Source organism: Streptomyces caniferus (genome assembly GCF_009811555.1).
Lineage (GTDB): Bacteria > Actinomycetota > Actinomycetes > Streptomycetales > Streptomycetaceae > Streptomyces > Streptomyces caniferus.
On sequence record NZ_BLIN01000005.1, the window covers coordinates 2,653,107 to 2,677,012 of the forward strand.

Genomic DNA, 23,906 nt, shown 5'->3' on the forward strand with positions numbered 1-23,906 from the left:
GTTCACCCGAAGGTCGCCCACTCGAGCCACTGGTCGAGCAGGGCGCGCTCGCCCAGCACCTCGACGCGGTCGCTGTCGGCGGGCAGCCGGCGGTAGAGGACCTGGAGCACATCGGTGAGGGGGCCGCGCAGCGCGACCGCCGCCTTTTCGTGGGTGCGGCGGTGGGCGGGCGCCGCTCCCGTGAGGTCGAGCAGCCACTCGGCGTCCAGGCCGGGCGGGGCGTCGGTGGCGTGGACGTGAATCGTCCGGCCGGGGCCGAGCAGCTCTCCCCCGCGCTCGGCGAAGCGGGCCACCACCATCGGCAGTTCGCCGATCTGCAGCCACTCCTCCAGACAGTCCGCGGCCACCGGCGCGGGGACGTCGAAGGGGACACCGGCGGCCAGCGCGGCATCGGCCCGGTGAATCACCGTCTCATGGACCATCCGGCGGGCCCAGAAGCCCGTGTTCCGGGCCGTCGTCCAGCTCCAGACCTCCGTGTCGGGGCCGGCCTCGCGCAGCGCGGCCACGGTCTGCTCGACGCCCTCCGCCAGCCAGGCCTCGAGCGCCGCCGCGCCCTTGTCCTCGGGTCCGGCGCCCCCGGGGACGTCCGCGGGGTCGACGCTCTCCGACGCGCGGGTGGCGACGATCGTGCCGGTCCAGCGGTGCGCACCGCCCACGTGCCGGGCGAGGTCGGCCAGCGTCCAGTCGGGGCAGGTCGGCACGGTCGCCGAGAGATTGGCGGTCCGCACGATCTCCCGGAACCTGTCGGTCTCGGCGAGGAGCGCGGCGCAGTATTCCTCGTGGGTGAGGGAGCCTTGGAGTGTCATACGTCGCACAGTAGTGCGCCCGCCACGGTTCTTCCTCTCCTTTTGGCGCGCCCCCGCCGCCCCCCTACCGGCAGCAGTCCGGATCGAGCCCCGTCGGCAGCCGCTCGCCCCCGAAGACCGAGGTGGTGGCCTCGTCGCCGCCCAGCGCCGCCACCGCGAGCAGCAGCGAACCGGCCGTCCAGGAGGTGAGTTCGCGAGGCCAGACCGCGTCGTCGTCGAAGACGTAGCCGGTCCAGTACATGCCGTCCTCGGCGCGGAGGTGCTGCATCCACTTGAGGATCTGTACGGCCCGCTCGGACTCCCCCATCGCCCAGAGCGCGAGCGCCAGTTCCGCGCTCTCCCCGCCGGTGACCCAGGGGTTGGGCAGCACACAGCGCACACCCAGGCCGGGCACGACGAACTGTTCCCACTCCGCGTCGATGCGCTCCCTGGCCGCCGCACCGCGGACCGCACCGCCCAGGATCGGGTAGTACCAGTCCATGGAGTAGCGGGCCTTATCGAGGAACCGCTCGGGGTGGCTGCGTATCGCATGGCCGAGGCTGCCGACCGCCAGTTCCCAGTCGGGCTGGGGCTCCTCGCGCTGTTCGGCGAGGGCGAGCGCGCAGCGCAGTGCCTGGTATATGGAGGAGGAGCCGGTCAGCAGCGCCTCATTGACGGGCGTGCCGTCGTCCTCGCGCTTCCAGCCGATCTCACCGCCGGGCTGCTGGAGGTCCAGGACGAAGGTGATCGCCGCGTGGACGGCGGGCCACATGCGGTCGAGGAAGGCCTCGTCGCCGGTGGACAGGAAGTGGTGCCAGACGCCGACCGCGAGATAGGCGCAGAAGTTGGTCTCCCGGCCGCGGTCGGTGGGTGCCGCGGCGTCCCCGTCGGCGTAGGCCGCGTACCAGGACCCGTCCGGGTTCTGATGCCGCGCCAGCCAGTCGTACGCGGCCTCGGCGCGCTCGTGTTCACCGGCCGCGTCCAGGGCCATGGCGGCCTCGGTGTGGTCCCACGGGTCGAGGTGGTGGCCCCGGAACCAGGGGATCGCGCCGTCCGAGCGCTGGACCGCCAGGATGCCGGCCACCGTGCGGGCCGCCTGTTCGGCCGTGAGCACCCCCGGCAGCACGAGCCGTTCGGTACGTCCGGGACTTGTCACTTGGCGGCCCCGGCGGAGTTCTTGGCGGCGGACTTGGCGGCCGGCTTGGCAGTGGACTTGGCGGCGGACGTCCGGGAGGCGGACGTGGCGGGAGCCTTGGTGCCGGACACGGTGCCGGACTTGGCGCCGCGGGCGGGCTTACGGGCCGGGGCCGGGGACTCGGCCGCCGGCTTCGCGGCCTCGGCGGCCGGGGTGGCGGCCTCGGCGGGCTCGCTCGCCTCGGTGGCGGCGGGCTCGGTGACGGCGGCCTCGGCCACGGCCGCCCCGGGAAGGTGCGGCTTGGTGGCGTAGACGACGAAGCTCTTGCCGATGACGGGGTTGAGCGCCCGCTCGGCGAGCCGGGTGGCCAGCGGCTTCTTCATGATGTCCCAGACCAGCAGCTTGTGGTACGCCTGCACCGGCAGCGCCTTGTCGTTGTCCACCCCGAAGGCGCATTTCAGCCACCAGTAGGGGCTGTGCAGCCCGTGCGCATGGTGGGTGCCGTACGGCTCCAGTCCGGCTTCCCGCATCTTGCCGAGGAGTTCGTCGCCGCGGTAGATGCGGATATGGCCGCCCTCGACCTCGTGGTAGGCGTCGCTGAGCGTCCAGCAGACCTTCTCGGGGCCGTAGCGCGGGACGGTGACGGCGATCCGGCCGCCGGGACGCAGCACCCGGACCATCTCGGCGAGCACGCCCTTGTCGTCCGGGATGTGCTCCATGACCTCGGAGATGATCACGACGTCGAAGCTGTCGTCGGGGAACGGCAGGTTCAGCGCGTCACCCTCCATGGCGGTGGCGGAGGCGCCCGCCGGAGCCTCGCCCGCCTCCTCCATCGCGGCGAACCACTTGGCGACCTCGCGGATCTCCTCGCCGTTCTGGTCGAGGGCGACGACCTGCGCGCCGCGCCGGTAGCACTCGAAGGCATGCCGGCCGGCGCCGCACCCCAGGTCGAGCACGCGGTCGCCCGGGGCGAGCGGGAAACGGGAAAAGTCGACGGTCAGCACGGCGTTCAGCTTTCGTCCGGCGGTGGGTGGCGGTGGTGGCTGCGGAAAGAACTACGGGCCGGGCAGGGGTGCTAGACGTGACCGGCGGTGGTCGGCGCGGGCGCGGCGCCGGCGGACGTGGCCCGCGGAGAGGTCCGGGCGGCGGCCCGGTCGCCCTGGAGGGCGATGGCCTCGCGGTAGCGCTCGGCGGTGCCGAGGGCGGCCTGGCGCCAGGTGAAGCGGGCCAGCACCCGTTCCCGGCCGGCCGCGCCGAGCCGCCGGCGCAGCGTCGCGTCGCCCAGGAGCCGGAGCAGTCCGCCCGCCAGCGCACCGGCATCGCCCGGCGGCACCGCGAGGCAGGTCTCGCCGTCAGGACCGGCGACCTCGGGGATGGCGCCGCCGGTGGTGGCCAGCAGCGGGGTGCCGGTGGCCATCGCTTCGGCCGCGGGCAGCGAGAAGCCCTCGTAGAGGGAGGGGACACAGGCGATCTGGGCGCTGCGCACCAGGTCGACGAGTTCGGCGTCGGTGATGCCCTTGACGAATTCGATGGCGCCGGACAGCCCGAGCCGTTCGATGGCGGCGGCCACCGGCCCGTCGTCGGCGCGCTTGCCGACGACCACCAGATGCGCGTCGGGGTTCTCGGTGCGCACCTTGGCGAGCGCCTCGACCAGGTGGATCAGACCCTTGAGGGGCACATCGGCACTGGACGTCGTGACGATCCGGCCCGGCACCTCGGCGACCGAGGCATCTGGCGAGAACAGGTCGGTGTCGGCGCCGATATGGACGACATGGATGCGGCCTGCGGACACCCCCAGGTCGTCGACGATCTCCTGACGGGAGGAGCCGGAGACGGTCAGCACCGACGGCAGCCGCCGGGCGACGCGCTTCTGCATCCGGGTGAAGCCGTACCAGCGGCGGACGGAGGCGCGGCGCTTCCAGCCGTCGGCGGCTTCCAGGTCGAGCCGCCGGTCGACGGTGATGGGGTGGTGGATGGTGGTGACCAGCGGGGCGCCGAGCGCGCCGGGGCCGCCGAGCAGGCCGTAACCGAGGGTCTGGTTGTCGTGGACGACGTCGAACTGGCCGCGGCGGGCGGCGAGATGGCGCCGGGCCCGCAGGGAGAAGGTCAGCGGCTCGGGGAAGCCGCCGGTCCACATCGTGCCGACTTCGAGGGCGTCGATCCAGTCGCGGTACTCGCCGGGCTTCGGCGTGCGGAACGGGTCCGGCTGGCGGTAGAGGTCCAGGCTGGGCAGCTCGGTCAGGGTCACCCCGTCGTCGAGGACGGGGTAGGGCTGGGCACCGATGACCTCGACGGTGTGGCCGAGCCGGGCCAGTTCGCGCGAGAGGTGGCGTACATAGACACCCTGACCGCCGCAGAACGGGTTTCCCTTATACGTGAGCATCGCGATGCGCAGGGGACGCTCACCGTTCGACGGGGCGGAGGCCGAGGAGGCCTCTGCGGGGCGAGGCGCGGCTGCCTGGACGGCCTCTGCGGTCACGCTCGGCCCCCTTCTCACTGGACTTTCGCCGGAGCGTAACCGCTGGCGGTAATCTAGAACAAGTTTCAGAACTGATTGGCTACTCATCAGTTCACCGAGCTTCGAATCTACCGGCCGAGAACGATGCGAAAAGAGCCGCACCAGGTGATTCGCGCCACCACCCGCCCCCCTGCCATGCTGTGCCGATCACACCACCGGCACTCGCCGCATCGCGGACGGAATGCCACGGAATGGGAAATATGACTACGGAATCCAAGGCGGCCAGGCCGACGCTTCCCGCGAGTCCTCCCCTGACCGAGCGTCAGGAGGCCCGACGCCGCCGCATCCTGCACACCAGCGCCAAGCTGGCGTCCCGTGGCGGTTTCGACGCCGTGCAGATGCGCGAGGTCGCCGAGTCCTCGGGCGTCGCGCTCGGCACCCTCTACCGGTACTTCCCCTCCAAGGTGCATCTGCTGGTCGCCACCATGCAGGACCAGCTCCAGCACATGCACGAAACGCTGCGCAAGCGCCCGCCGTCGGAGCAGGACCCGGGCGCCCGGGTCGCCCAGACCCTGATGCGCGCGTTTCGCGCCCTGCAGCGCGAACCGCACCTCGCGGACGCGATGGTGCGCGCGCTGACCTTCGCCGACCGTTCCGTCAGCCCCGAGGTCGACACCGTCTCCCGGCTGACCACCGCGATCATCCTCGACGCGATGGCCCCGCCCGTCGCCCACCACCACCCTTCGCAGGAGCTGGCGCGCCCCTCCATCTCGGCCACCCCCGAACAGCTCTCCGCGGTCCGGGTCATCGAGCACACCTGGCACTCGGCACTGATCACCTGGCTGTCGGGGCGGGCCTCGATCGCCCAGGTGAAGATAGACATCGAGACGGTGTGCCGGCTGATCGACCTCACGGCACCCGGGGCGGAGCGCTAGCGTCCCGAGGAGGAGCGCCGGCGGGCCCGGGGCGGAGCGCTAGCGGCCCCGGGCGGAACGCCGGCGGCCCGAGGGAGCGCTGGCCGCCCGGGGCGGCCGCGGGCGTCGCCACGGGCGGCCACGGACGAGCCCGCTGCGGGCGTTCATCTCCCTGCCGGGAGGGGTAGTTGGCCCGCAAGGGGCCCACCGACCCCCTACGGGACCACCACTCCGCGCCCCTACGGGCCCCCGCCGCCGCCCCGCGCCCCGCCCCCTCACTCCTCCGGCGGGAAGACCACCTCGTCACTGCCGGCCACGGTCAGGGTGATCGCCTCCACGGGGCACGCCTCGGCCGCCGCCAGCACGCCCTCGTCGGCATCCGTCTCCGGCGCCACCGGGTGCGACTGCCGGGCCGAGTCCAGCCGGAAGCCGTCCGGCGCCGTGCCGGCGCACATCCCGGACCCGATGCAGATACTCCGGTCCACCACCACCCGCCAGCGGTCCCCCATCAGGCACCGGCCGGCAGGTGGATCATCTTGTGCTCCAGGTAGGCACCGAAGCCCTCGGGCCCGAACTCCCGCCCGATACCGGAGTTCTTGTAGCCGCCGAACGGGCCGAGCATGTCGATGCTGAAGGTGTTCACCGAGTACGTACCGGTGCGCACCTGCCGGGCGACGTCGATGCCGCGGTCGACGTCGGCCGTCCACACCGAGCCGGAGAGCCCGTAGTCGGAGTCGTTGGCGATCCGTACCGCCTCGGCCTCGTCGTCGTACGGCAGCAGGCAGATGACCGGGCCGAAGATCTCCTCGCGGGCGATGCGCATGGAGTTGGCGACCTCGCCGAAGAGGGTCGGCTCGACGTACCAGCCCGTCGGCTGCCCCTCGGGGCGGCCGCCGCCGGTGAGGACCTTGGCGCCCTCCTTCCGGCCGAGCTCGATGTAGTCCAGCGAACGCTGCTGCTGCCGACGGGCGACCAGCGGGCCGAGTTCGGTGGCCGGATCCAGCGGGTCGCCGACGGTGAGCGCGGACGCCGCCGCGGTGAACCGGTCGGCGATCTCGTCGTAGTGGCTGCGCGGCGCGAGGATCCGCGTCTGTGCCACACACGCCTGGCCGTTGATCATCCAGGCGAACGGCGCGATACCGGCCACCGCCGCGTCCAGATCGGCGTCCGGCAGGATCACCGCGGCGGACTTCCCGCCCAGCTCCAGCGTGACCCGGCTCAGGTTGCGGGCCGCGACCTCCATGACCCGCTTGCCCGCCGCCACCGAGCCGGTGAACGACACCTTGTCCACGCCCGGGTGCCCGACCAGGTACTCGCTCACCTCGCGGTCCGCCGGGAGGATCGACAGCACGCCCGCCGGCAGTCCGGCCGCGGCCACGATCTCCGCGAGCAGATACGCGTCCAGCGGGGTCTCCGGCGACACCTTGAGCACCACCGAGCAGCCGGCCAGCAGTGCCGGCGCGAGCTTGGCGGCGGCGGTGAACTGCGGGACGTTCCACGGCACCACCGCCGCGACCACCCCGGCCGGCTCCCGCCGTACCAGCAGCGGCCCCAGCACCCCGTCCCGCCGCTCCTCGAACGGGAAGTCCCCGGCGACGGTCAGTGCCGCGTCCCACGCCAGCATCGCGGCCAGCGACTGCACCATGACACCGGAGGTGAACGGCGTGCCGTTCTCGGAGCTGATGACCTTGGCGATCTCCTCGCTGCGGGCCGCGAAGGCGTCCTTGATACGGGTCACCACCGCGATCCGGTCCGCCAGCGGGGCGTTCGCCCACACCCCGGAGTCGAACGAGGTACGGGCCGCGGCCACCGCACGGTCGACATCGGCCCGCGAGGCGTGCGGCACCCGGCCGATGACCTGTTCGGTGTGCGGCGAGACGACCTCGATCACGTCCCGGCCGGCCGGATCGGCCCACTCACCGCCTATATAGAGCTGTCCGTGCTCGACGAGGTCGCTCATCGCTGCCGCCTCCTGCGGGTTGGCCGCCTGTTCAACGATCCCTGACGGTTCGGTTCCTGGACGGTTCCTGGGCGGTTCCTGACGGGCCCGGACGGTCCCCGGGAGGGCCCGACCCGGGACGTGGCATGTCCTGAACGGGCCGTGCGGTGCCCTGGACGGGGCCCGGATGTCCACCTCCGGGATCAGCCCTGATACATCATCAAAAACCGTCACTGCACCGGGAACTGATACCAGTTCTAGTTGAAGGAGTCCACAGCGCGCGGCCGAATCCTCACCCCGACGGAGCGCGCCCCAACTCCCGTGGACGGAAGGACCACTTCACGCCGCATTGAAACCAGTTCTAGTTATAGTGAGGGCCGGGGACCAGGTGTATGCCACACCGAGAGGGGACCGGGATGACGCCACAGGTGACCGACCACAAGGGCGGGGTGTGGAGCATCGCCGTCCCGATCCCGGACAACCCGCTCGGCCACACCCTCGTCCATCTGCTGGAGACCGACCGCGGACCGGTCCTCATCGACACCGGCTGGGACGACCCGGACTCCTGGGACACCCTCGTCGCCGGCGTCAGCGCCTGCGGCTTCGCCCTCGCGGACCTCCACGGCGTCCTGATCACCCACCACCACCCCGACCACCACGGCCTCTCGGGCAAGGTGCGGGAGGCCTCGGGCGCCTGGATCGCGATGCACGCGGCGGACGCCGCCCTCGTCCATCGCACCCGCAAGGCCGAACCGGGCCGGTGGCTCGACCACCTCACCGTCAGGCTCGCGGCCGCGGGCGCACCGGACGAGCATCTGGCGCCGCTGCGGGAGGCGCGCGCCCGAGGAGGTGGCCGGAGGTTTCCGGGGCAGGGGGCCGCGCTGCCGGACCGCGACATCGACCCCGGCGAGCTGCTCGACCTGCCGGGGCGCCGGGTGCGGGCCATCTGGACACCGGGACACACCCCGGGCCATGTGTGCCTCCACCTGGAGGAGGAGCACCCCTCGGGGCGGTCCCGCGGCTTCGGCCGGCTCTTCTCCGGTGACCATCTCCTCCCGGGGATCACCCCGCACATCGGCCTGTACGAGGACCCGGAGGACGAGGGCGGCGCCTCCTCGAACGGAGGCGGGAGCCCGGACGGGGGTTCCCCGGGCCGGTACGGAGCGGGGAGCCCGGGAGAGGCGCTCGATCCCCTGGGCGACTATCTCGACTCCCTCGCGCGCATCGGCCGGCTCGCCCCCGCCGAGGTGCTGCCCGCCCACCAGCACGCCTTCACCGACGCCGGCGGACGCGTGCGCGAGCTGCTCGCCCACCACGAGGCGCGGCTCGCCCATCTGCGGGAGCTGCTCCGCGAGCCCCGTACGCTCTGGCAGCTCGCCATGGCCATGGAGTGGAACCGGCCCTGGGAGCAGATCCCTTACGCCTCCCGCAACATCGCCGTCTCGGAGGCCGAGGCCCATCTGCGGCGCCTGGTGCGGCAGGGGCGGGCGGAGCGGGTGCCGGGGTCCTCTCCGGTGCGGTACCAGGCGGTGTGAGCCGCGGCACGGCCGGTCCGCGCCCGGTCCGCACCCTGCCCACGGCCGATCCGCACCCGGTCCGCACCTGGTCCGCGGCCGGCCCACGTCCGGTCCGGTCCCGGCCCGGTTCCGGCTCGTACGGGCGAGCGAATGGCCGGCCGGGCGCCGGTTAAGGTATGCGGGACAACTTCATCCGTACCCGATCGGGGAAAGCCGGTGGAAATCCGGCGCTGACCCGCAACCGTGAGGACGGCCCGTCCGCACCGCGCCCCGGCCCGGTGGGGGGGGCCGGACGAGCCGGAGCACCCGAGGGGCACGACCAAGGCTCGCGCCACCGGAACCGCCCATCCGTGCGGCCGGCCGGTGCGCGGCACCGTCGAGGTATACGGAGCTGAGCCCGGTGCCACCGCGGCCGATTCCCGGATCGGGGCGCGGGCGGCCGGCCGAGCGCGGCTGCGTAGCATCGCCGCGACCCGACCCGAGAGGCACCGACCCGATGGCCCCCATGGCTCACCAGGCTTCCTTGACGCATTCCGTCGCCTTCCTGGCGCGCCGCGCCGCCACGGCGCTGGCGGCCGTGGCGGTGCTGGGCGCGGCCGCTGCCCCCGCCGCGTACGCCGACGCGGCGTCCGCCTCCCCCAAGAAGCTGCCCGACGGTCTGTACGGCACCAAGGACCCGCAGTACGACGGGGTCTGGCGGCAGTCGCTCGCGCTGCTGGCCCAGGACACCGTGGGCATCCGCCCCGCCCCGTCCGCCGTGAAGTGGCTGGCCGGTCAGCAGTGCGCCGACGGTTCGTTCACCGCCTTCCGGGCGGCGCCGGGCACACCGTGCGACGCCAAGACCGGGCGGGACACCAACCAGACGGCCGCGGCGGTGCAGGCACTGGCCGCGCTGGGCGGGCACGGCGACACCGTGCGCAAGGCCGTGGGCTGGCTGAAGTCGGTGCAGAACGACGACGGCGGCTGGAGCTCGATGGCCGGCTCGGCCAGCGATGCCAACTCCACCTCCGTGGTCATCGGCGCCCTCGCGGCGGCGGGCGAGAAGCCCGGGTCCGTGACGTCGGAGAAGGGCGGCAAGACCCCCTACGACGGGCTGCTCACCTTCCGGCTGGGCTGCGAGGAGAAGGAGGGCGCGCGCGGCGCCTTCACCTTCCAGCTCAAGGGCGCGGCCCCGAACGCGGACGCCACCGCGGCCGCCGCGACCGGAGCGCTCGGCAAGGGCTTCGTCGTCGAGCCGGCCGGTCCGGGCGCAACCGCCCCGGTCGAGCCGCTGAACTGCAAGGGCGGCGAGGACAAGAAGGCGGGCAGCGATCCGGCGCGGGCCGCGGAGGGCGGCGACGGCTACCTCGTCGCCCAGCTCGACAAGAACGGGCAGCACCTGCTCTCGGCGATGCCGGGCGCGGAGCAGCAGCCCGACGTCGGCAACACCGCCGACGCCGTGGTGGCGCTGGCGGCCGGCGGGCACGGCGCCGCCGCCGCGAAGCCGCTGAAGTGGCTGGAGAAGAACGCGGCGGACTGGGCGAAGCAGAACGGCCCCGCCGCGTACGCACAGCTGGTGCTGGCCGCGCACGCCACCGGCACCGACCCGCGCTCCTTCGGCGGCACCGACCTGGTGGCCGCGCTCAACGCCACCGGACCGAAGCCGGCCGCCGCGGCGAAGAAGGACTCCGACGAGGGCGGTTCCCAGGACGACGGCGGCCTGGGCGTGCCCTGGGTCATCGGCATCGGCCTCGCCATCGGCGCCGGCGTCGGCTTCCTGCTGAGCAGCCGTAAGAAGAACCGGCTGTGAGGCGGCGCGCCACGATCGCCGGGGCGGCACTGCTGGCCGGGGCGGTCACCGGCCTGGCCGCCGGGCCCGCCCGGGCACAGGAGTACCGCTACTGGTCCTTCTGGCACGGCAAGGGCAGCTCCTGGGCGTACGCCACCGAAGGGCCGGCCACGCTGCGGCCGGCCGACGGGGAGGTGGCGGGCTTCCGCTTCACCGTCAGCGCGGACTCCGCGGCGGCCAGCAGGCCCCGGGCGGCCGCCGGTTTCGACGCGATCTGCCACGGCACCCCGGCGCAGGACGGCCGCAAGCGGATCGGCGTCGTCATCGACTTCGGCACCGCGGCGGACGCCCCCGGCGGCGAACGGCCGCCGAAGGCCAGGACGGAGTGCGCCCAGGTGTCCGAGGACGCCTCGGCGGGCGAGGCGCTGGCGGCGGTCGCCCGGCCGCTGCGCTACGACTCCAGCGCCCTGCTGTGCGCCATCGTCGGCTATCCGAAGGCGGGGTGTGCGGACCAGGTGAAGGGGGCGAAGGAGCCCGCGTCGTCCGGCGCGCCGTCCTCGGGCACGGCGGCGGACGGCGCCGACGCGAGCGGCGGGGGCGACGGCGGCCCGTCCGCCGGGCTGATCGGTGGTGTCGCGGCCGTCGTCGTACTGGGCGCGGCGGCGGTGTGGCAGGCGCGCCGCCGGCGCGGATGAGCGCCCCGCAGGCGACCCGTACCACCGCGCTGCACGCCGGCGCCTGGTGGCTGTGGGCGCTCGGCCTGGCCACCGCGGCCTCCCGCACCACGAATCCGCTGCTGCTGGGGCTGCTGGTGGGGGTGGCCGGCTATGTCGTCGCGGCCCGCCGTACGGATGCGCCATGGGCCCGTTCGTACGGCGCGTTCGTCAAGGTCGGCCTGGTCGTGATCGCCGTCCGGCTGCTCTTCGCCTTCGTCCTCGGCTCGCCCATCCCCGGTACGCACACCCTGGTCACGCTCCCCGAAGTGCCGCTGCCCGACTGGGCGAAGGGCGTCCGGATCGGCGGGCGGGTCACCGCCGAGGGCATGGTATTCGCGCTGTACGACGGGCTGAAACTGGCCACCCTCCTCGTCTGCGTGGGAGCCGCCAACGCGCTGGCCAACCCGGCCCGGCTGCTGAAGTCGCTGCCCGGTGCGCTCTACGAGGCGGGCGTCGCGGTCGTCGTCGCGATGACCTTCGCGCCGAATCTGGTCGCCGACGTGCAGCGGCTGCGGGCCGCGCGCCGGCTGCGCGGCCGCCCCGACCGCGGTTTCAGGGCGCTCCTCCAGGTCGGGCTGCCGGTCCTGGAGGGGGCGCTGGAGCGCTCGGTGGCGCTGGCCGCGGCCATGGACGCGCGCGGCTACGGCCGCAGCGCCGAAGTGCCGCCCGCCGTACGGCACCTCACCTCCGTCCTGACGCTCGGCGGGCTGCTCGGCATCTGCGCCGGGACGTACGGGCTGCTGGGCGACACCGGCGGCGGCTACGGGCTGCCGCTGCTGCTCGCCGGGCTCGCGGCGGCGCTCGCCGGGCTGTGGCTCGGCGGCCGCCGGTCGGTGCGCAGCCGCTACCGGCCCGACCGGTGGGGCGTCCGCGCCTGGCTGGTGGCGGGTTCCGGGATCGCCGTCGCCGCCCTGATGATCTGGGCGAACGGCTACGCGCCCGCCGCCCTGCACCCGCCCGCGGTCCCGCTCACCGCCCCCGTCCTCCCCCTCTGGCCGGCCGCCTCCGTCCTCGTCGGCCTGCTGCCCGCGTTCGTCGCCCCGCTCCCGGCGCGCACGGACCGGGCGGGCCGGACGGACCGCATGGACCGGGCCGCGTCCCGTGGCCGTGCCCCCGCTGTCGATCCGCGCATGAAGGAGCCCACCCCGTGATCCGGTTCGAGCAGGTCTCGGTGACCTACGGCGACGCCACGGCGCCCACCGTCCAGGGCATCGACCTGACCGTCCCCGAGGGCGAACTGTGCCTGCTGGTGGGCCCCTCCGGCGTCGGCAAGTCCACCGTCCTGAACGCCGTCTGCGGCCTGGTCCCGCACTTCACCGGCGGCACCCTGCGCGGCCGGGTCACCGTCGACGGCCGGGACACCCGCACCCATCAGCCGCGCGAACTGGCCGATGTCGTGGGCACGGTGGGCCAGGACCCGCGGGCGCACTTCGTCACCGACACCGTCGAGGACGAACTCGCCTACGGCATGGAGTCGCTCGGCCTCGCCCCCGAGGTGATGCGCCGCCGTGTCGAGGAGACCCTGGACCTGCTGGGCCTGGCCGAGCTGCGCGACCGCGCCATCGCCACCCTCTCGGGCGGCCAGATGCAGCGGGTGGCGATCGGCTCGGTCCTCACCACCCACCCGAAGGTCCTGGTCCTCGACGAGCCGACGTCGGCACTCGACCCCGCCGCCGCCGAGGAGGTCCTCTCCGTCCTCCAGCGCCTGGTGCACGACCTCGGCACCACGGTCCTGTTGGCCGAACACCGCCTGGAGCGGGTGGTCCAGTACGCCGACCAGGTCATCCTGCTCCCCTCCCCCGGCGCGCCCCCGGTCATCGGCACTCCCGCCGACGTCATGGCCGTCTCCCCCGTCCACCCCCCGGTCGTCGCCCTCGGCCGCCTCGCGCGCTGGTCACCCCTCCCCCTGTCCGTCCGCGACGCCCGCCGCAGGGCCGCGCCCCTGCGCGAGCGGCTGGCGGGGGTCACGCCACCGGCGCCGGAGGCGGGCACGGGCGGAGGGCCGGGGAGCGCGCCGGCCGTCCCGGCCCCGGCCTCCGCGGGCTCCCCGGCCGAGGCCGCCGCGGTCGTCTCCGGGCTCGGTGTCCGCCGCGGGCGGACCGAGGCGCTCCACCAGGTGGATCTGACCGTGCGGGGCGGCGAGATGCTCGCCCTGATGGGCCGTAACGGCGCGGGGAAGTCCACCCTCCTGTCCACCCTCGTCGGTCTGCACACACCGTCCTCCGGCACGGTGCGGGTCGGCGGTGTCGTCCCGCACCGCACCGGCCCCCGGGCCCTCCTGCGGCATGTCGGCCTGGTTCCGCAGGAGCCCCGCGACCTCCTGTACGCGGACACCGTCGCGGCCGAGTGCGCCGCCGCCGACCAGGACGCGGGCGCCGCCGCCGGCAGTTGCCGGGCCCTGGTCGGCCGGCTGCTGCCGGACGTCCCCGGCTCCGTCCACCCCCGCGACCTGTCCGAGGGCCAGCGCCTCGCCCTGGCCCTCGCGGTCGTGCTGACCGCCCGCCCCCCGCTGCTCCTCCTCGACGAGCCCACCCGCGGTCTGGACTACGCCGCCAAGGCCCGTCTGGTCGAGGTGCTGCGCGCCCTGGCCGCCGAGGGCCACGCCCTCGTCCTGGCCACCCATGACGTGGAACTCGCCGCCGAGCTGGCCCACCGGGTGGTGATCCTCGCCGACGGCGAGATCGTCGCCGACGGCCCCACGGAGGAGGTCGTGGTCTCCTCCCCGTCCTTCGCGCCGCAGGTCACCAAGGTGCTCGCCCCGCTGCCCTGGCTGACCGTGCCGCAGGTGGCGCAGGTCCTGGAGGCCACCGCATGAACGCACCCCCGCACCCGCCGGCGGGCGACGGGCCGCGCTCCGGCCGCGGCCGCCGGACCCGTGCCGTACGGCTCGGCCCGCGCTCCGTCGCCGCCCTGGTGCTCATCTCGGCCATCGGCGTGATGGCCTTCGGGTGGCCGCTGCTGGCCGGCTCCGCCTCCGGGCTCGCCCATTCCCAGGACGCGCCCTGGCTGTTCGCCGCGCTGCTGCCGATGCTGCTCGCCGTGGTCGTGGCGACCATTGCCGACACCGGCCTGGACGCCAAGGCCATCGCCATGCTCGGTGTCCTGGCCGCGGCCGGGGCCGCGATGCGTCCGCTGGGAGCGGGGACGGCCGGTATCGAGCCGATGTTCTTCCTGATGGTGCTGTCGGGGCGAGTGCTCGGGCCCGGCTTCGGGTTCGTGCTGGGGTCCGTGGCGATGTTCGCTTCGGCGCTGCTGACCGGTGGTGTCGGGCCGTGGATGCCGTTCCAGATGCTGTCGATGGGCTGGGTGTCGATGGGCGCCGGCCTGCTGCCGGGGGCCATGGAGGCCCCCCCTGCTCGAGCGAAGCCGAGAGCTTGGGGGAGGCTGCGCGGCCGCCGCGAACTGGCCGTGCTCGCCGCCTACGGAGCCGTCTCGGCCCTCCTCTACGGCCTGGTCATGAACCTGCAGGGCTGGCCCTACATCGGCGGCATGGCCTCGGGGGTCTCCTTCGTCCCCGGGGACCCGCTCGACGAGAACCTCGCCCGCTACCTGGCCTACTGCCTCGCCACGTCGCTCGGCTGGGACGTCCCCCGGGCCCTGGTCACCGTGCTCCTCACCTGCACGCTGGGCGGCACCGTCCTCAAGGCCCTGCGCCGCGCCACCCGCCGCGCGGCCTTCGACGTCCCGGTCTCCTTCCCCTCCGAGCAGCCGCCCCGGGGGGCCGCCGGCCCGTGAGCCGGCGCCCCCGTCCCTGCGCCCGCCGGCTCCCCCACGACTACAACCGCTGGATGATCGTCCCCGTCGCCAGCGCCCCGCCCGCGCACATGGTGATCAGGGCGAACTCCTTGTCCCGGCGTTCGAGTTCATGGAGTGCGGTGGTCAGGAGCCGGGCGCCGGTGGCGCCGACCGGGTGGCCCAGGGCGATCGCCCCGCCGTTCACGTTCACCTTCTCCAGGTCCTGCTCGAAGACCTGCGCCCAGGAGAGCACGACGGAGGCGAAGGCCTCGTTGATCTCGACGAGGTCGATGTCCTTGAGCGACATCCCCGCCTTGCCCAGCACGGCGCGGGTGGCGTCGACGGGGCCGTCCAGATGGAAGTGCGGATCGGAGCCGACCAGCGCCTGGGCCACGATGCGGGCCCGCGGCCTGAGCTTGAGGGCGCGCGCCATGCGCTTGGAGGCCCACATCACCGCGGCGGCGCCGTCGGAGATCTGCGAGGAGTTGCCCGCCGTGTGAACGGCGGTCGGCATCACGGGCTTGAGGCCGCCCAGGGCCTCCATGCTGGTGTCGCGCAGCCCTTCGTCGCGGTCCACCAGCCGCCACATGCCCTGTCCGGCGGCCTGTTCCTCCTCGGTGGTGGGGACCTGGACGGCGAACGTCTCCCGTTTGAAGCGCTCCTCGGCCCAGGCGGCGGCCGCCCGCTCCTGGGAGAGCAGGCCGAGCGAGTCGACGTTCTCGCGGGTCAGCCCCCGGTGGCGGGCGATCCGTTCGGCCGCCTCGAACTGGTTGGGCAGGTCGACGTTCCACTCGTCGGGCCAGGGCTTGCCGGGGCCGTGCTTGGAGCCGCTGCCGAGCGGTACCCGGGACATCGCCTCGACCCCGCAGCCGATGCCGATGTCGATGACGCCGGCCGCGACCATGTTGGCCACCATGTGGTTGGCCTGCTGGGACGACCCGCACTGGCAGTCCACGGTGGTCGCGGCGGTCTCGTACGGGAGGCCCATCGCCAGCCAGGCGTTGCGTGCCGGGTTCATGGACTGTTCCCCGGCGTGGGTGACGGTGCCGCCGACGATCTGTTCGACGCAGTCGGGCTGGATGCCCGTACGGGCGAGGAGTTCGCGGTAGGTCTCGCCCAGGAGATAGGCGGGATGCAGGTTGGCGAGCGCGCCACCGCGCCTGCCGATCGGGGTGCGTACTGCTTCGACGATGACGGGTTCCGCGGCCATGACTGACTCGTCCTCTCCTCGCGTCCGCGGGCGTCCCGGCACCCACGGAAGAAGAACTAGTACGCGTTCTAGTTCTGCCACAGTCTTATGAGCCGCCCCCCGCCGCGCAAGGGGCGTGCAACACCCTTGTCCGGAAAGGGAGTCGCCGTGACCCTTGATACTTGTAGAACCGGTTATTACCTTCACCGCGACCCATACCTGATGAACCGTCAGACATCCGGATGGACCAGGAGTCGCCGATGCCATGCCCCGCGTTGCCCGAAGGGTTCGACTTCACCGACCCCGACGTCTATCAGTCCCGCGTTCCGCTCCCCGAGTTCGCGCGGCTGCGGCAGACCGCGCCCGTGTGGTGGAACGCGCAGCCGCACGGCATCGCCGGCTTCGGCGACGACGGCTACTGGGTCGTCACCCGGCATCGGGACGTCAAGGAGGTCTCCACCAAGCCGGAGATCTTCTCCGCGAACCTCAACACCTCGATCATCCGCTTCCAGGCGTCCATGACCCGCGAACAGATCGACGTCCAGAAGCTGATCATGCTGAACATGGACCCGCCCGAGCACACCAGGGTCCGCCAGATCGTCCAGCGCGGCTTCACCCCGCGCGCCATCCGCGCCCTGGAGGGCGCACTGCGCGACCGGGCGGCGCGCATCGTCGCCGAGGCGCGCCGGAAGGGCTCCGGCGACTTCGTCACCGATGTCGCCTGCGAACTCCCCCTCCAGGCCATCGCGGAACTCATCGGCATCCCCCAGGACGACCGGGCCCGGATCTTCGACTGGTCGAACAAGATGATCGCGTACGACGATCCCGAACTGGCCATCACCGAAGAGGTCGGCAGCAACGCGGCCATGGAGCTGATCTCGTACGCGATGAACCTCGCCGCGGCGCGCAAGGAGTGCCCGGCCGACGACATCGTCAGCCGGCTGGTGGCGGCGGAGCACGAGGGGAACCTCGCCTCCGACGAGTTCGGCCTCTTCGTGCTGTTGCTGGCGGTGGCCGGCAACGAGACGACGCGCAATGCCATCACCCACGGGATGCACGCCTTCCTCACCCACCCCGACCAGTGGGAGCTCTACAAGCGCGAGCGCCCCCGGACGGCGGCCGAGGAGATCGTGCGGTGGGCGACCCCGGTGGTCTCCTTCCAGCGGACCGCCACCCAGGACACCGAACTGGGCGGGGCGAAGATCAAGAAGGGGCAGCGGGTGGGGATCTTCTACTCCTCCGCCAACCACGACCCGGAGGTCTTCGACCGTCCCGAGGCCTTCGACATCACCCGGGACCCCAACCCCCATCTGGGGTTCGGCGGCGGCGGCCCGCACTTCTGCCTCGGCAAGTCCCTCGCGGTCCTGGAGATCGACCTGATCTTCCACGCGCTCGCGGACGCCATGCCCGACATCACGCTGGCGGGCGACCCGCGCCGGCTCCGCTCGGCCTGGCTCAACGGCGTCAAGGAGCTGCAGGTGCACTACGGCTGACCGGGGTGGGCGGCGCGCGGCGAAAGCCGGACCAGCGGTATGTCCGAAAACGGTTCCGCCGTCAACCTTGCCAGTCGTCACGGGCAGACTTACATTCAACTCGCCAGTAACACTCGGCAGTTCGGCATTCTCGCGCACCGCTCGGCACCGCGCACCCCCGAGCCGCACGTTCTCCCCCATGTAGACACCTGCCGGCTCCCCCGCGCGTCTCCAGCACCACGCGCACCACGCGCACCCGCATGACCCCCACACGCTTCGGCAGTGCGCTCCACCGCTCTTCGAAGGGGACATACCGCTATGAAGGACGCACACGGCAGACCTGTCACGGGACGTATCAGCTGGCGGAAGTTCGCCGTGCTCTCCGTCCCGGCCCTCGCCGGCACCGCCGCCCTGGGCATCGCCCTGGCCAACGGCGCGCTGGCGGCGTCGTTCGCCGTCTCGGGACAGCAGTTCAAGGTCTCCGCCGACAGCCTCACGGGCAAGGGCTTCGCCCAGTACGGCGGCGTGGACGCGAACGCCAGGGGAGATCTCCTGCCGGTCGCCGTCACCGCCATCAAGACCGCCGAGCTGGACCATCTGTGCCAGTCGGTCGTCACCCACCTGCCGGTCATCGGCGACATCTCGCTCAACCTCAGTGCCGGTACGGGCAGTAAGCCCGTCGAGGCGGCCGACCTCTTCGTCGACGCCACCCAGCTCTCCGGCAATGCGACCTTCCACCAGATCGAGATCGGCCGGGACGCCTCCACCCTCGACAAGGGACCGGACACCGCCCAGGGCATGCAGGACCTCTTCGCCCAGCAGGCCGACGACATCAACATCACCCATCTCCGGCAGACCGCCTGGGCCACCAACGCGGGGACCTTCAAGCTGTCCGGCCTGAACATGAAGATCTCCAAGGGCAAGAAGGAATGCTTCTGACCTGGCGGCGCTGGCGGAGGGGGCGGCCCTTCTGGGGCGGCCTGGCGGCCGTCGTCGCCGGCGCCGAGATCTGTGCCATCCCGCTGGCACCGCTGAAGATCATGCTGCAACAGGGCATCGCCGGCATCCCGTCCGTGCTGATGGGGCTGGTGATGATCGTGATGGGGCTCTCGGCGTGGTTCGCGCCGCACTACCGGGGCCTCGCGGGCGTGCTGACCGTGCTGTGTGCGGCGGCCGCCCTGGTGATGTCCAACCTCGGCGGCTTCCTGATCGGCACCGTCATCGGGATTCTCGGCGGCTCGATGATCTTTGCCTGGCAGCCGGTCGTCCCGCCGGCACCCGAAAACCCCGCCGCACCCGAGGCCGTCGCCGAACCCGGCAGCTCGCCCGAGGCCGTCGCCGGGCCCGGGGGCGGCACGCCCGCACCCAGCGAACCGTAGCCCGCACCGGCCCGCGCCCGCCCGTACGCGTACCCCCACTCCTCGTCCGCGTACGGGACCCGAGCGCTGCCCGCACCACCCGCCGCACCGCTCCCCCGGCACCTCACCCCTCGAAGGAGACCCACGATGACCACGACGCATGCCCGCCACGCCTCCCGTCAGCGCGCCTTACTCACCGCCGGTACCGGGATCGTCGCGGTCCTCGGCCTGTCGCTCGCCATGACGAGTGCGGCGACGGCACAGCCCGCCGCCGCGGCGGCGTCCACGACCGTGACCCCCGCGGGCCACGGCTTCACCGCCACGCTCAGCGGCAAGGCCACCTTCAAGGCCGGTTCGGTGACCGTCAGCTGTACGGTCTCCTCCTCCAGCGGGCAGGTCCCGGCCGCGCCCGGCAACCACAACCCGGCGGGCCCGGTGAGCAGTTCCACCACCCCGGCGACCTACAGTTCCTGCACGACGAGCATGCCCGGCGTCAGCGCGTCCGTCTCCACCTCCGGCGCCTGGGGCGTGGCCATGCAGAACGGGACGCCGGTGACCGCCGGACTGACCATCCCCGTCGGCGGGTTCGTGCTCAAGACCAGCGGCCTTGCGTCCTGCACGGTCACCGCGGCCCCCACCTCGGCGGCCACGGTGAACGGCACCTGGACCAACGGCGCACCCTCCACCCTCGGCTTCACCAATGCCCAGGTGCCGGTGAAGGTGACGGGCGGGTTCGGCTGCCCGACCAGCGCGACCAGTTCGACGTTCAACGCCGTCTACCGGGTCGCCGACACCACCGACCCCGCATCCCAGATCACCGTCACCGGCTGAGCGGCCGGCCACGGGTGGCGGCCGTCGCGGGCGGGCGTCACCCGTAGAGGGCCGCGCGGCGGGCCGCCGCCCGCTCAGCGCACGGCCAGGCCGAAGGCCGTCACCGCGAACAGCGCCACCACGGCGACCGAGCCGCTCAGGACCGCGGTGATCAGCCGTCGCCGCAGGGCCCGGTAGACGCCGTCGTATTCGGTCCGCAGGGCGGCGCTGCGGACCGCGATGCGCTCCAGGTAGGCGCGTGAGGCGTCGCGCTGGTCCTGGCAATAGCGCACCTCCACTTCCCACCGCTGGGAATCGGTGAGCCAGGGCAGGCCGTCGCAGAATTCCTGCGCGCGGGTGCGGGCCCGGTCCTTCTCCGCCTCCCAGAGGAGGAATCCCTCGATCTCGTTGAGGGCCCGCTCCGGATCCAGCTGCATTCCGTCGCCCCTCCGCATTTCCTCGTCCCTCCGCGTGCCCTCGCTCATGTGCGTGCTCCGATGCCGGCGACCGGCGCGTTCCCGGAATCCGCCAGGGCATCGGTCTCCTGCGCGATCTCCGGGTGGTGCAGGTCGAACGCCGGGGATTCGGACCGGATGCGGGGCAGGGTGCGGAAGTTGTGCCGCGGCGGCGGGCAGGACGTCGCCCATTCCAGCGAGCGGCCATATCCCCACGGGTCGTCGGACTCGACCTTCTCGCCGTACTTCGCCGTCTTCCAGACGTTGTAGAAGAACGGCAGCAGGGAGAGCCCGAGGAGGAAGGAGAAGATGCTGGAGACGGTGTTCAGGGCGGTGAATCCGTCGGCGGCGAGATAGTCGGGGATACGGCGGATCATGCCCTCGGCGCCCAGCCAGTGCTGGACGAGGAAGGTGCCGTGGAAGCCCACGAACAGCGTCCAGAAGGTGATCTTGCCGAGCCGCTCGTCCAGCATCTTGCCGGTGAACTTCGGCCACCAGAAGTGGAAGCCGGCGAACATCGCGAAGACGACCGTCCCGAAGACCACGTAGTGGAAGTGCGCCACCACGAAGTACGAGTCCGAGACGTGGAAGTCCATCGGCGGCGAGGCCAGGATGACACCGGTCAGACCACCGAAGGTGAAGGTGATCAGGAACCCGATCGTCCAGAGCATCGGCGTCTCGAAGGACAGCGAGCCCTTCCACATCGTGCCGATCCAGTTGAAGAACTTCACACCGGTCGGCACCGCGATCAGGAACGTCATGAACGAGAAGAACGGCAACAGCACGCCGCCCGTCACATACATGTGGTGCGCCCACACCGTCACCGACAGACCGGCAATCGAGATCGTCGCCGCGATCAGGCCGATGTAACCGAACATCGGCTTCCGGGAGAACACCGGAATGACCTCGGAAATGATGCCGAAGAACGGCAGCGCGATGATGTACACCTCTGGATGGCCGAAGAACCAGAAGAGATGCTGCCAGAGCAACGCCCCGCCATTTGCCGCATCGAAGACATGCGCCCCGAATTCACGGTCCGCCTCCAGGGCGAACAGCGCCGCCGCCAGCACCGGGAAGGCCAGCAGGACCAGCACACCGGTCAGCAGCACGTTCCAGGTGAAGATCGGCATCCGGAACATCGTCATGCCAGGAGCCCGCATGCAGATGATCGTCGTGATGAAGTTGACCGAACCGAGGATCGTGCCGAAGCCCGAGAAGGCCAGACCCATGATCCACATGTCCGCGCCGACGCCCGGCGAACGCACCGCGTCCGAGAGCGGCGAGTACGCGAACCAGCCGAAGTCGGCCGCACCCTGCGGGGTGAGGAAGCCGGCCACCGCGATCAGCGAGCCGAAGAGGTACAGCCAGTAGGCGAACATGTTCAGCCGCGGGAACGCCACGTCGGGCGCGCCGATCTGCAGCGGCATGATCCAGTTCGCGAAACCGGCGAACAGCGGCGTCGCGAACATCAGCAGCATGATCGTGCCGTGCATCGTGAACGCCTGGTTGAACTGCTCGTTCGACATGATCTGGTGGCCGGGGCGGGCCAGTTCGGCGCGCATCAGCAGCGCCATCAGGCCACCGACGCAGAAGAACGCGAACGCGGTGACCAGGTAGAGCGTGCCGATCGTCTTGTGGTCCGTGGTCGTCAGCCACTTCACGGGAGATCTCATGCCCCGTAGGTGTCCAAAGCCGCCGCGCACGTCACCATCGGCGAGGGGCGAAGGGCCCTCGCGGCCGGTGGGAAGACTCACCCCGGGAAGGTGTGAAGATCGGGGCCATGCCGGACACCAAGGGTTCATGAGCACGGACGACGCCTTCGCCGAGGCCTATCGCGCGCACTACTGGGCGGTCAGCCGCTTTGTGGCGCGGCGGCTGGACGGGCAGGCACACGAGGTCGAGGAAGTGGTGGCGGAGGTCTTCTCCATAGCCTGGAGACGACGCGCCGAACTCCCCGACGCGCCGCTGCCCTGGCTGTACGGGGTGGCCCGGAACTGTCTGGCCAATACGGTGCGGGGGATGGGCCGTTACCGCCGTCTGCTGCACCGGCTCGGCAGCCACGAGGCGGCGCAGCGACGGCAGACCGTGGAGAGCCCGGACGCCGAGCGGCCCGGCTCCTGGGTGCACGAGGCGCTGGCCCGGCTCGCACCCGCCGATCAGGAGGTGCTGCGCCTGACGGCCTGGGAGGAACTGACCGTCGAGGAGCTGGCGGTGACCCTCGGGTGCGGCCGGAGCGCGGCGGCCATGCGGCTGCACCGGGCGCGCGGCCGGCTCCGTACGCAGATCGAGCGGATGCGGCCACGGGACAGCGGCACCACCCGGCCCGAGGCGCCTCCGCCACGGTCCGACGCACCGCCTTCACCGCGCCCCTCACCCTCACCGCCCACCCCGCTCCCGGCGACCGCCCGCGCTCTCGCTCCGTCCCCCGCACCGACCCGAGATTCCCCCCACCCCGTACCGACCCGAGCGGGAGGCCGCCGCCATGACTGAGGAACTGGAGCTGCTGCGGCAGGCCGATCCCGTCTCCGCCGACGAGGGACCCTGGCGCGACCGCCCGCTGACCGCACGGGCCGAGGCCCGTCTGCAGGCGCTGACGGCCGACGCCGCCCCCCGCCGCCGTCCGCATGCGGTGCGCCGTCGGCGCCTGGTGATGGGCCTGACCGCCGTGTCGGCGGCCGCCGTCGCCGCCCTGGCGCTCACCTTCTCCGGTGCCGGCAGCAGCCCCGCCGTCGCCGCACCCCTCGCCCTCTCCCTGCACGCCGACGCCCCGTCCGTCCCGCTGGACGTCCTCGCCCGCAAGGCGGAGGCCAGGGCGCGCGCGGCCGGTGCCGGGGACGGGCCGCGCCGGGGCAGCCATCTGCAGAGCTGGTACATGAGCATGGAGTCGGGCCCCGACGCCGATCCGCCCGTCACCGTGCCCGAGGAGCGCATCACCCGCTGGCACGACGACGGCAGCGGCTCGGAGCTGGTCGTGGCCACCGACCCGCGGCATCCGGGCCGCCCGGTGATCCACGACGACGACGGCCGCTGGCAGACCGTCAGCGACGGCAAGGTGCTGCACCGCAAGACCTATCCCGCGGGCTCGGAGGCCCGGCACAGCGGTCTCGCCTCCCGTACGAGGCCGTCGACGGACCCGGCGGCCCTGCGGGAACAGCTGTCGTGGCTGTACGGCGGACCGGACGGCGTCCGCACGACTCCGCAGCTCCTGTCGGCGCTCTCCTCCTTCCGCCAGGAGTGGACCCCGGGGCCGCGGGAGACGGCCGCCGTCGTCCGGATGCTGGCCGACGCGGGCGGGCTCCGGCAGGCGGGCAAGGTCACCGACCGGCTGGGCCGGCACGGGCTGGCCTATGTGTACGACGGCCCCGACGGCGCCACGAACTCCACCCGCCAGATGGTGATCCTCGATCCGCGTACCGGCGACCTCCTGGGGCTGGAGATCACCTTCACCAAGGACGAGCCGGACTTCAGGATCAAGGCGGGGGAGGTCATGTCGTACGAGGCGTGGATGCCGTGACCGGGCGGCCGCCGGGCCCGCGCCCGAGTGGCGGGCCCAGCGGTCATGGCCGATCCTTGAGGGAACGCGACGATCCACATCGGCGCGGCGGGCAGCATCGCGCCGCCGCGCCGTTCTCGTGTCCGTGCGCGCGTTCTCGCG

Annotated in this window: 20 protein-coding genes and 2 pseudogenes; 13 read left to right on the forward strand and 9 right to left on the reverse strand. The window is 72.6% G+C overall.

Annotated elements, in window-relative coordinates:
* Positions 1–2: 2 nt before the first annotated feature.
* The 4 genes and pseudogenes from Scani_RS28190 to Scani_RS28205 form a co-directional block, all read right to left on the reverse strand.
* Positions 3–806 (reverse strand): maleylpyruvate isomerase family mycothiol-dependent enzyme, encoded by an 804-nt coding sequence (locus Scani_RS28190; RefSeq protein WP_159480613.1) that lies wholly within the window; start codon positions 804–806, stop codon positions 3–5.
* Positions 807–870: 64 nt separating this feature from the next.
* The gene (locus tag Scani_RS28195) at positions 871–1,941 is read right to left on the reverse strand and encodes a prenyltransferase/squalene oxidase repeat-containing protein (RefSeq protein WP_159480614.1); all 1,071 of its coding nucleotides are present in this window, start codon (positions 1,939–1,941) and stop codon (positions 871–873) included.
* Positions 1,942–2,201: 260 nt separating this feature from the next.
* Positions 2,202–2,924: pseudogene (locus Scani_RS28200) on the reverse strand (class I SAM-dependent methyltransferase); the annotation flags it as partial.
* A 71-nt stretch (positions 2,925–2,995) separates the two neighbouring features.
* The gene (locus Scani_RS28205; protein ID WP_159480616.1) at positions 2,996–4,399 is read right to left on the reverse strand and encodes a glycosyltransferase family 4 protein; all 1,404 of its coding nucleotides are present in this window, start codon (positions 4,397–4,399) and stop codon (positions 2,996–2,998) included.
* A gap of 239 nt (positions 4,400–4,638) precedes the next feature.
* Between Scani_RS28205 and Scani_RS28210 the strand changes: the two genes are divergently transcribed.
* Complete coding sequence (locus tag Scani_RS28210) at positions 4,639–5,313, forward strand: TetR family transcriptional regulator (RefSeq protein WP_159480617.1); 675 nt, start codon at positions 4,639–4,641, stop codon at positions 5,311–5,313.
* Positions 5,314–5,567: 254 nt separating this feature from the next.
* Here Scani_RS28210 and Scani_RS28215 read toward each other — a convergent pair whose 3' ends face one another.
* Both Scani_RS28215 and Scani_RS28220 read right to left on the reverse strand, forming a co-directional pair.
* Positions 5,568–5,801, reverse strand: coding sequence for a ferredoxin (locus Scani_RS28215; protein ID WP_159480618.1), 234 nt, complete (start codon positions 5,799–5,801; stop codon positions 5,568–5,570).
* Positions 5,801–7,252 (reverse strand): aldehyde dehydrogenase, encoded by a 1,452-nt coding sequence (locus Scani_RS28220; protein WP_159480619.1) that lies wholly within the window; start codon positions 7,250–7,252, stop codon positions 5,801–5,803. Before Scani_RS28220 ends, Scani_RS28215 begins: the two co-directional genes overlap by 1 nt.
* Before the next feature lie 395 nt (positions 7,253–7,647).
* Here Scani_RS28220 and Scani_RS28225 point away from each other — a divergent pair, with 395 nt between their 5' ends.
* From Scani_RS28225 to Scani_RS28250, 6 genes are all read left to right on the forward strand, one after another.
* The gene (locus Scani_RS28225; RefSeq protein ID WP_159480620.1) at positions 7,648–8,766 is read left to right on the forward strand and encodes a Strvi_7410 family MBL fold metallo-hydrolase; all 1,119 of its coding nucleotides are present in this window, start codon (positions 7,648–7,650) and stop codon (positions 8,764–8,766) included.
* A 478-nt stretch (positions 8,767–9,244) separates the two neighbouring features.
* Entirely contained in the window at positions 9,245–10,537 is a 1,293-nt protein-coding gene (locus Scani_RS28230) for an SCO2321 family membrane protein (protein ID WP_159480621.1), read from the forward strand.
* Positions 10,534–11,211: an SCO2322 family protein gene (locus Scani_RS28235; RefSeq protein WP_159480622.1), complete on the forward strand. Its 678-nt coding sequence runs from the start codon at positions 10,534–10,536 to the stop codon at positions 11,209–11,211. The genes Scani_RS28230 and Scani_RS28235 overlap by 4 nt, the downstream gene beginning before the upstream one ends.
* Positions 11,208–12,383 carry a CbiQ family ECF transporter T component gene (locus Scani_RS28240; protein ID WP_159480623.1) on the forward strand — a complete coding sequence of 392 codons (1,176 nt, stop codon included), beginning with the start codon at positions 11,208–11,210 and terminating at the stop codon, positions 12,381–12,383. The genes Scani_RS28235 and Scani_RS28240 overlap by 4 nt, the downstream gene beginning before the upstream one ends.
* On the forward strand, positions 12,380–14,047 hold the full coding sequence (locus Scani_RS28245) for an ABC transporter ATP-binding protein (RefSeq protein WP_159480624.1): 1,668 nt from the start codon (positions 12,380–12,382) through the stop codon (positions 14,045–14,047). Before Scani_RS28240 ends, Scani_RS28245 begins: the two co-directional genes overlap by 4 nt.
* Positions 14,044–14,967 (forward strand): ECF transporter S component, encoded by a 924-nt coding sequence (locus Scani_RS28250; RefSeq protein WP_159480625.1) that lies wholly within the window; start codon positions 14,044–14,046, stop codon positions 14,965–14,967. Before Scani_RS28245 ends, Scani_RS28250 begins: the two co-directional genes overlap by 4 nt.
* 40 nt (positions 14,968–15,007) lie before the next feature.
* Here the strand turns inward: Scani_RS28250 and Scani_RS28255 are convergent, their stop codons facing one another.
* The gene (locus Scani_RS28255; protein WP_159480626.1) at positions 15,008–16,177 is read right to left on the reverse strand and encodes a steroid 3-ketoacyl-CoA thiolase; all 1,170 of its coding nucleotides are present in this window, start codon (positions 16,175–16,177) and stop codon (positions 15,008–15,010) included.
* Positions 16,178–16,416: 239 nt separating this feature from the next.
* Between Scani_RS28255 and Scani_RS28260 the strand changes: the two genes are divergently transcribed.
* The 4 genes from Scani_RS28260 (at position 16,417) to Scani_RS28275 (ending at position 19,817) form a co-directional block, all read left to right on the forward strand.
* Positions 16,417–17,649 carry a cytochrome P450 gene (locus Scani_RS28260; RefSeq protein ID WP_159480627.1) on the forward strand — a complete coding sequence of 411 codons (1,233 nt, stop codon included), beginning with the start codon at positions 16,417–16,419 and terminating at the stop codon, positions 17,647–17,649.
* Between the two features lie 297 nt (positions 17,650–17,946).
* Complete coding sequence (locus Scani_RS28265) at positions 17,947–18,567, forward strand: DUF6230 family protein (protein ID WP_159480628.1); 621 nt, start codon at positions 17,947–17,949, stop codon at positions 18,565–18,567.
* Complete coding sequence (locus Scani_RS28270; RefSeq protein WP_159480629.1) at positions 18,558–19,007, forward strand: DUF6114 domain-containing protein; 450 nt, start codon at positions 18,558–18,560, stop codon at positions 19,005–19,007. The genes Scani_RS28265 and Scani_RS28270 overlap by 10 nt, the downstream gene beginning before the upstream one ends.
* A gap of 126 nt (positions 19,008–19,133) precedes the next feature.
* A complete protein-coding gene (locus tag Scani_RS28275; RefSeq protein WP_159480630.1) occupies positions 19,134–19,817 on the forward strand; it encodes a hypothetical protein in 684 nt (227 codons plus the stop codon).
* Positions 19,818–19,891: 74 nt separating this feature from the next.
* Here the strand turns inward: Scani_RS28275 and Scani_RS28280 are convergent, their stop codons facing one another.
* Both Scani_RS28280 and ctaD read right to left on the reverse strand, forming a co-directional pair.
* Positions 19,892–20,233: a hypothetical protein gene (locus Scani_RS28280; RefSeq protein WP_159482422.1), complete on the reverse strand. Its 342-nt coding sequence runs from the start codon at positions 20,231–20,233 to the stop codon at positions 19,892–19,894.
* A 44-nt stretch (positions 20,234–20,277) separates the two neighbouring features.
* Positions 20,278–21,912, reverse strand: a pseudogene (gene ctaD / locus Scani_RS28285) (aa3-type cytochrome oxidase subunit I); the annotation flags it as partial.
* Positions 21,913–22,051: 139 nt separating this feature from the next.
* Between ctaD and Scani_RS28290 the strand changes: the two are divergent.
* Both Scani_RS28290 and Scani_RS28295 read left to right on the forward strand, forming a co-directional pair.
* On the forward strand, positions 22,052–22,741 hold the full coding sequence (locus Scani_RS28290; protein WP_159480632.1) for an RNA polymerase sigma factor: 690 nt from the start codon (positions 22,052–22,054) through the stop codon (positions 22,739–22,741).
* Positions 22,734–23,765: a CU044_5270 family protein gene (locus Scani_RS28295; protein ID WP_159480633.1), complete on the forward strand. Its 1,032-nt coding sequence runs from the start codon at positions 22,734–22,736 to the stop codon at positions 23,763–23,765. Before Scani_RS28290 ends, Scani_RS28295 begins: the two co-directional genes overlap by 8 nt.
* The last annotated feature ends 141 nt before the right edge of the window (positions 23,766–23,906 follow it).

Bases quoted from the DNA above. Each gene is read 5' to 3' on its own strand.
- Scani_RS28190 (WP_159480613.1), bottom strand. From the start codon at position 806: ATGACACTCCAAGGCTCCCTCACCCACGAGGAATACTGCGCCGCGCTC.
- Scani_RS28210 (WP_159480617.1), top strand. From the start codon at position 4,639: ATGACTACGGAATCCAAGGCGGCCAGGCCGACGCTTCCCGCGAGTCCT.
- Scani_RS28215 (WP_159480618.1), bottom strand. From the start codon at position 5,801: ATGGGGGACCGCTGGCGGGTGGTGGTGGACCGGAGTATCTGCATCGGG.
- Scani_RS28220 (WP_159480619.1), bottom strand. From the start codon at position 7,252: ATGAGCGACCTCGTCGAGCACGGACAGCTCTATATAGGCGGTGAGTGG.
- Scani_RS28225 (WP_159480620.1), top strand. From the start codon at position 7,648: ATGACGCCACAGGTGACCGACCACAAGGGCGGGGTGTGGAGCATCGCC.
- Scani_RS28230 (WP_159480621.1), top strand. From the start codon at position 9,245: ATGGCCCCCATGGCTCACCAGGCTTCCTTGACGCATTCCGTCGCCTTC.
- Scani_RS28240 (WP_159480623.1), top strand. From the start codon at position 11,208: ATGAGCGCCCCGCAGGCGACCCGTACCACCGCGCTGCACGCCGGCGCC.
- Scani_RS28250 (WP_159480625.1), top strand. From the start codon at position 14,044: ATGAACGCACCCCCGCACCCGCCGGCGGGCGACGGGCCGCGCTCCGGC.
- Scani_RS28255 (WP_159480626.1), bottom strand. From the start codon at position 16,177: ATGGCCGCGGAACCCGTCATCGTCGAAGCAGTACGCACCCCGATCGGC.
- Scani_RS28260 (WP_159480627.1), top strand. From the start codon at position 16,417: ATGCCATGCCCCGCGTTGCCCGAAGGGTTCGACTTCACCGACCCCGAC.
- Scani_RS28265 (WP_159480628.1), top strand. From the start codon at position 17,947: ATGAAGGACGCACACGGCAGACCTGTCACGGGACGTATCAGCTGGCGG.
- Scani_RS28270 (WP_159480629.1), top strand. From the start codon at position 18,558: ATGCTTCTGACCTGGCGGCGCTGGCGGAGGGGGCGGCCCTTCTGGGGC.
- Scani_RS28275 (WP_159480630.1), top strand. From the start codon at position 19,134: ATGACCACGACGCATGCCCGCCACGCCTCCCGTCAGCGCGCCTTACTC.
- Scani_RS28280 (WP_159482422.1), bottom strand. From the start codon at position 20,233: ATGCAGCTGGATCCGGAGCGGGCCCTCAACGAGATCGAGGGATTCCTC.
- Scani_RS28290 (WP_159480632.1), top strand. From the start codon at position 22,052: ATGAGCACGGACGACGCCTTCGCCGAGGCCTATCGCGCGCACTACTGG.
- Scani_RS28295 (WP_159480633.1), top strand. From the start codon at position 22,734: ATGACTGAGGAACTGGAGCTGCTGCGGCAGGCCGATCCCGTCTCCGCC.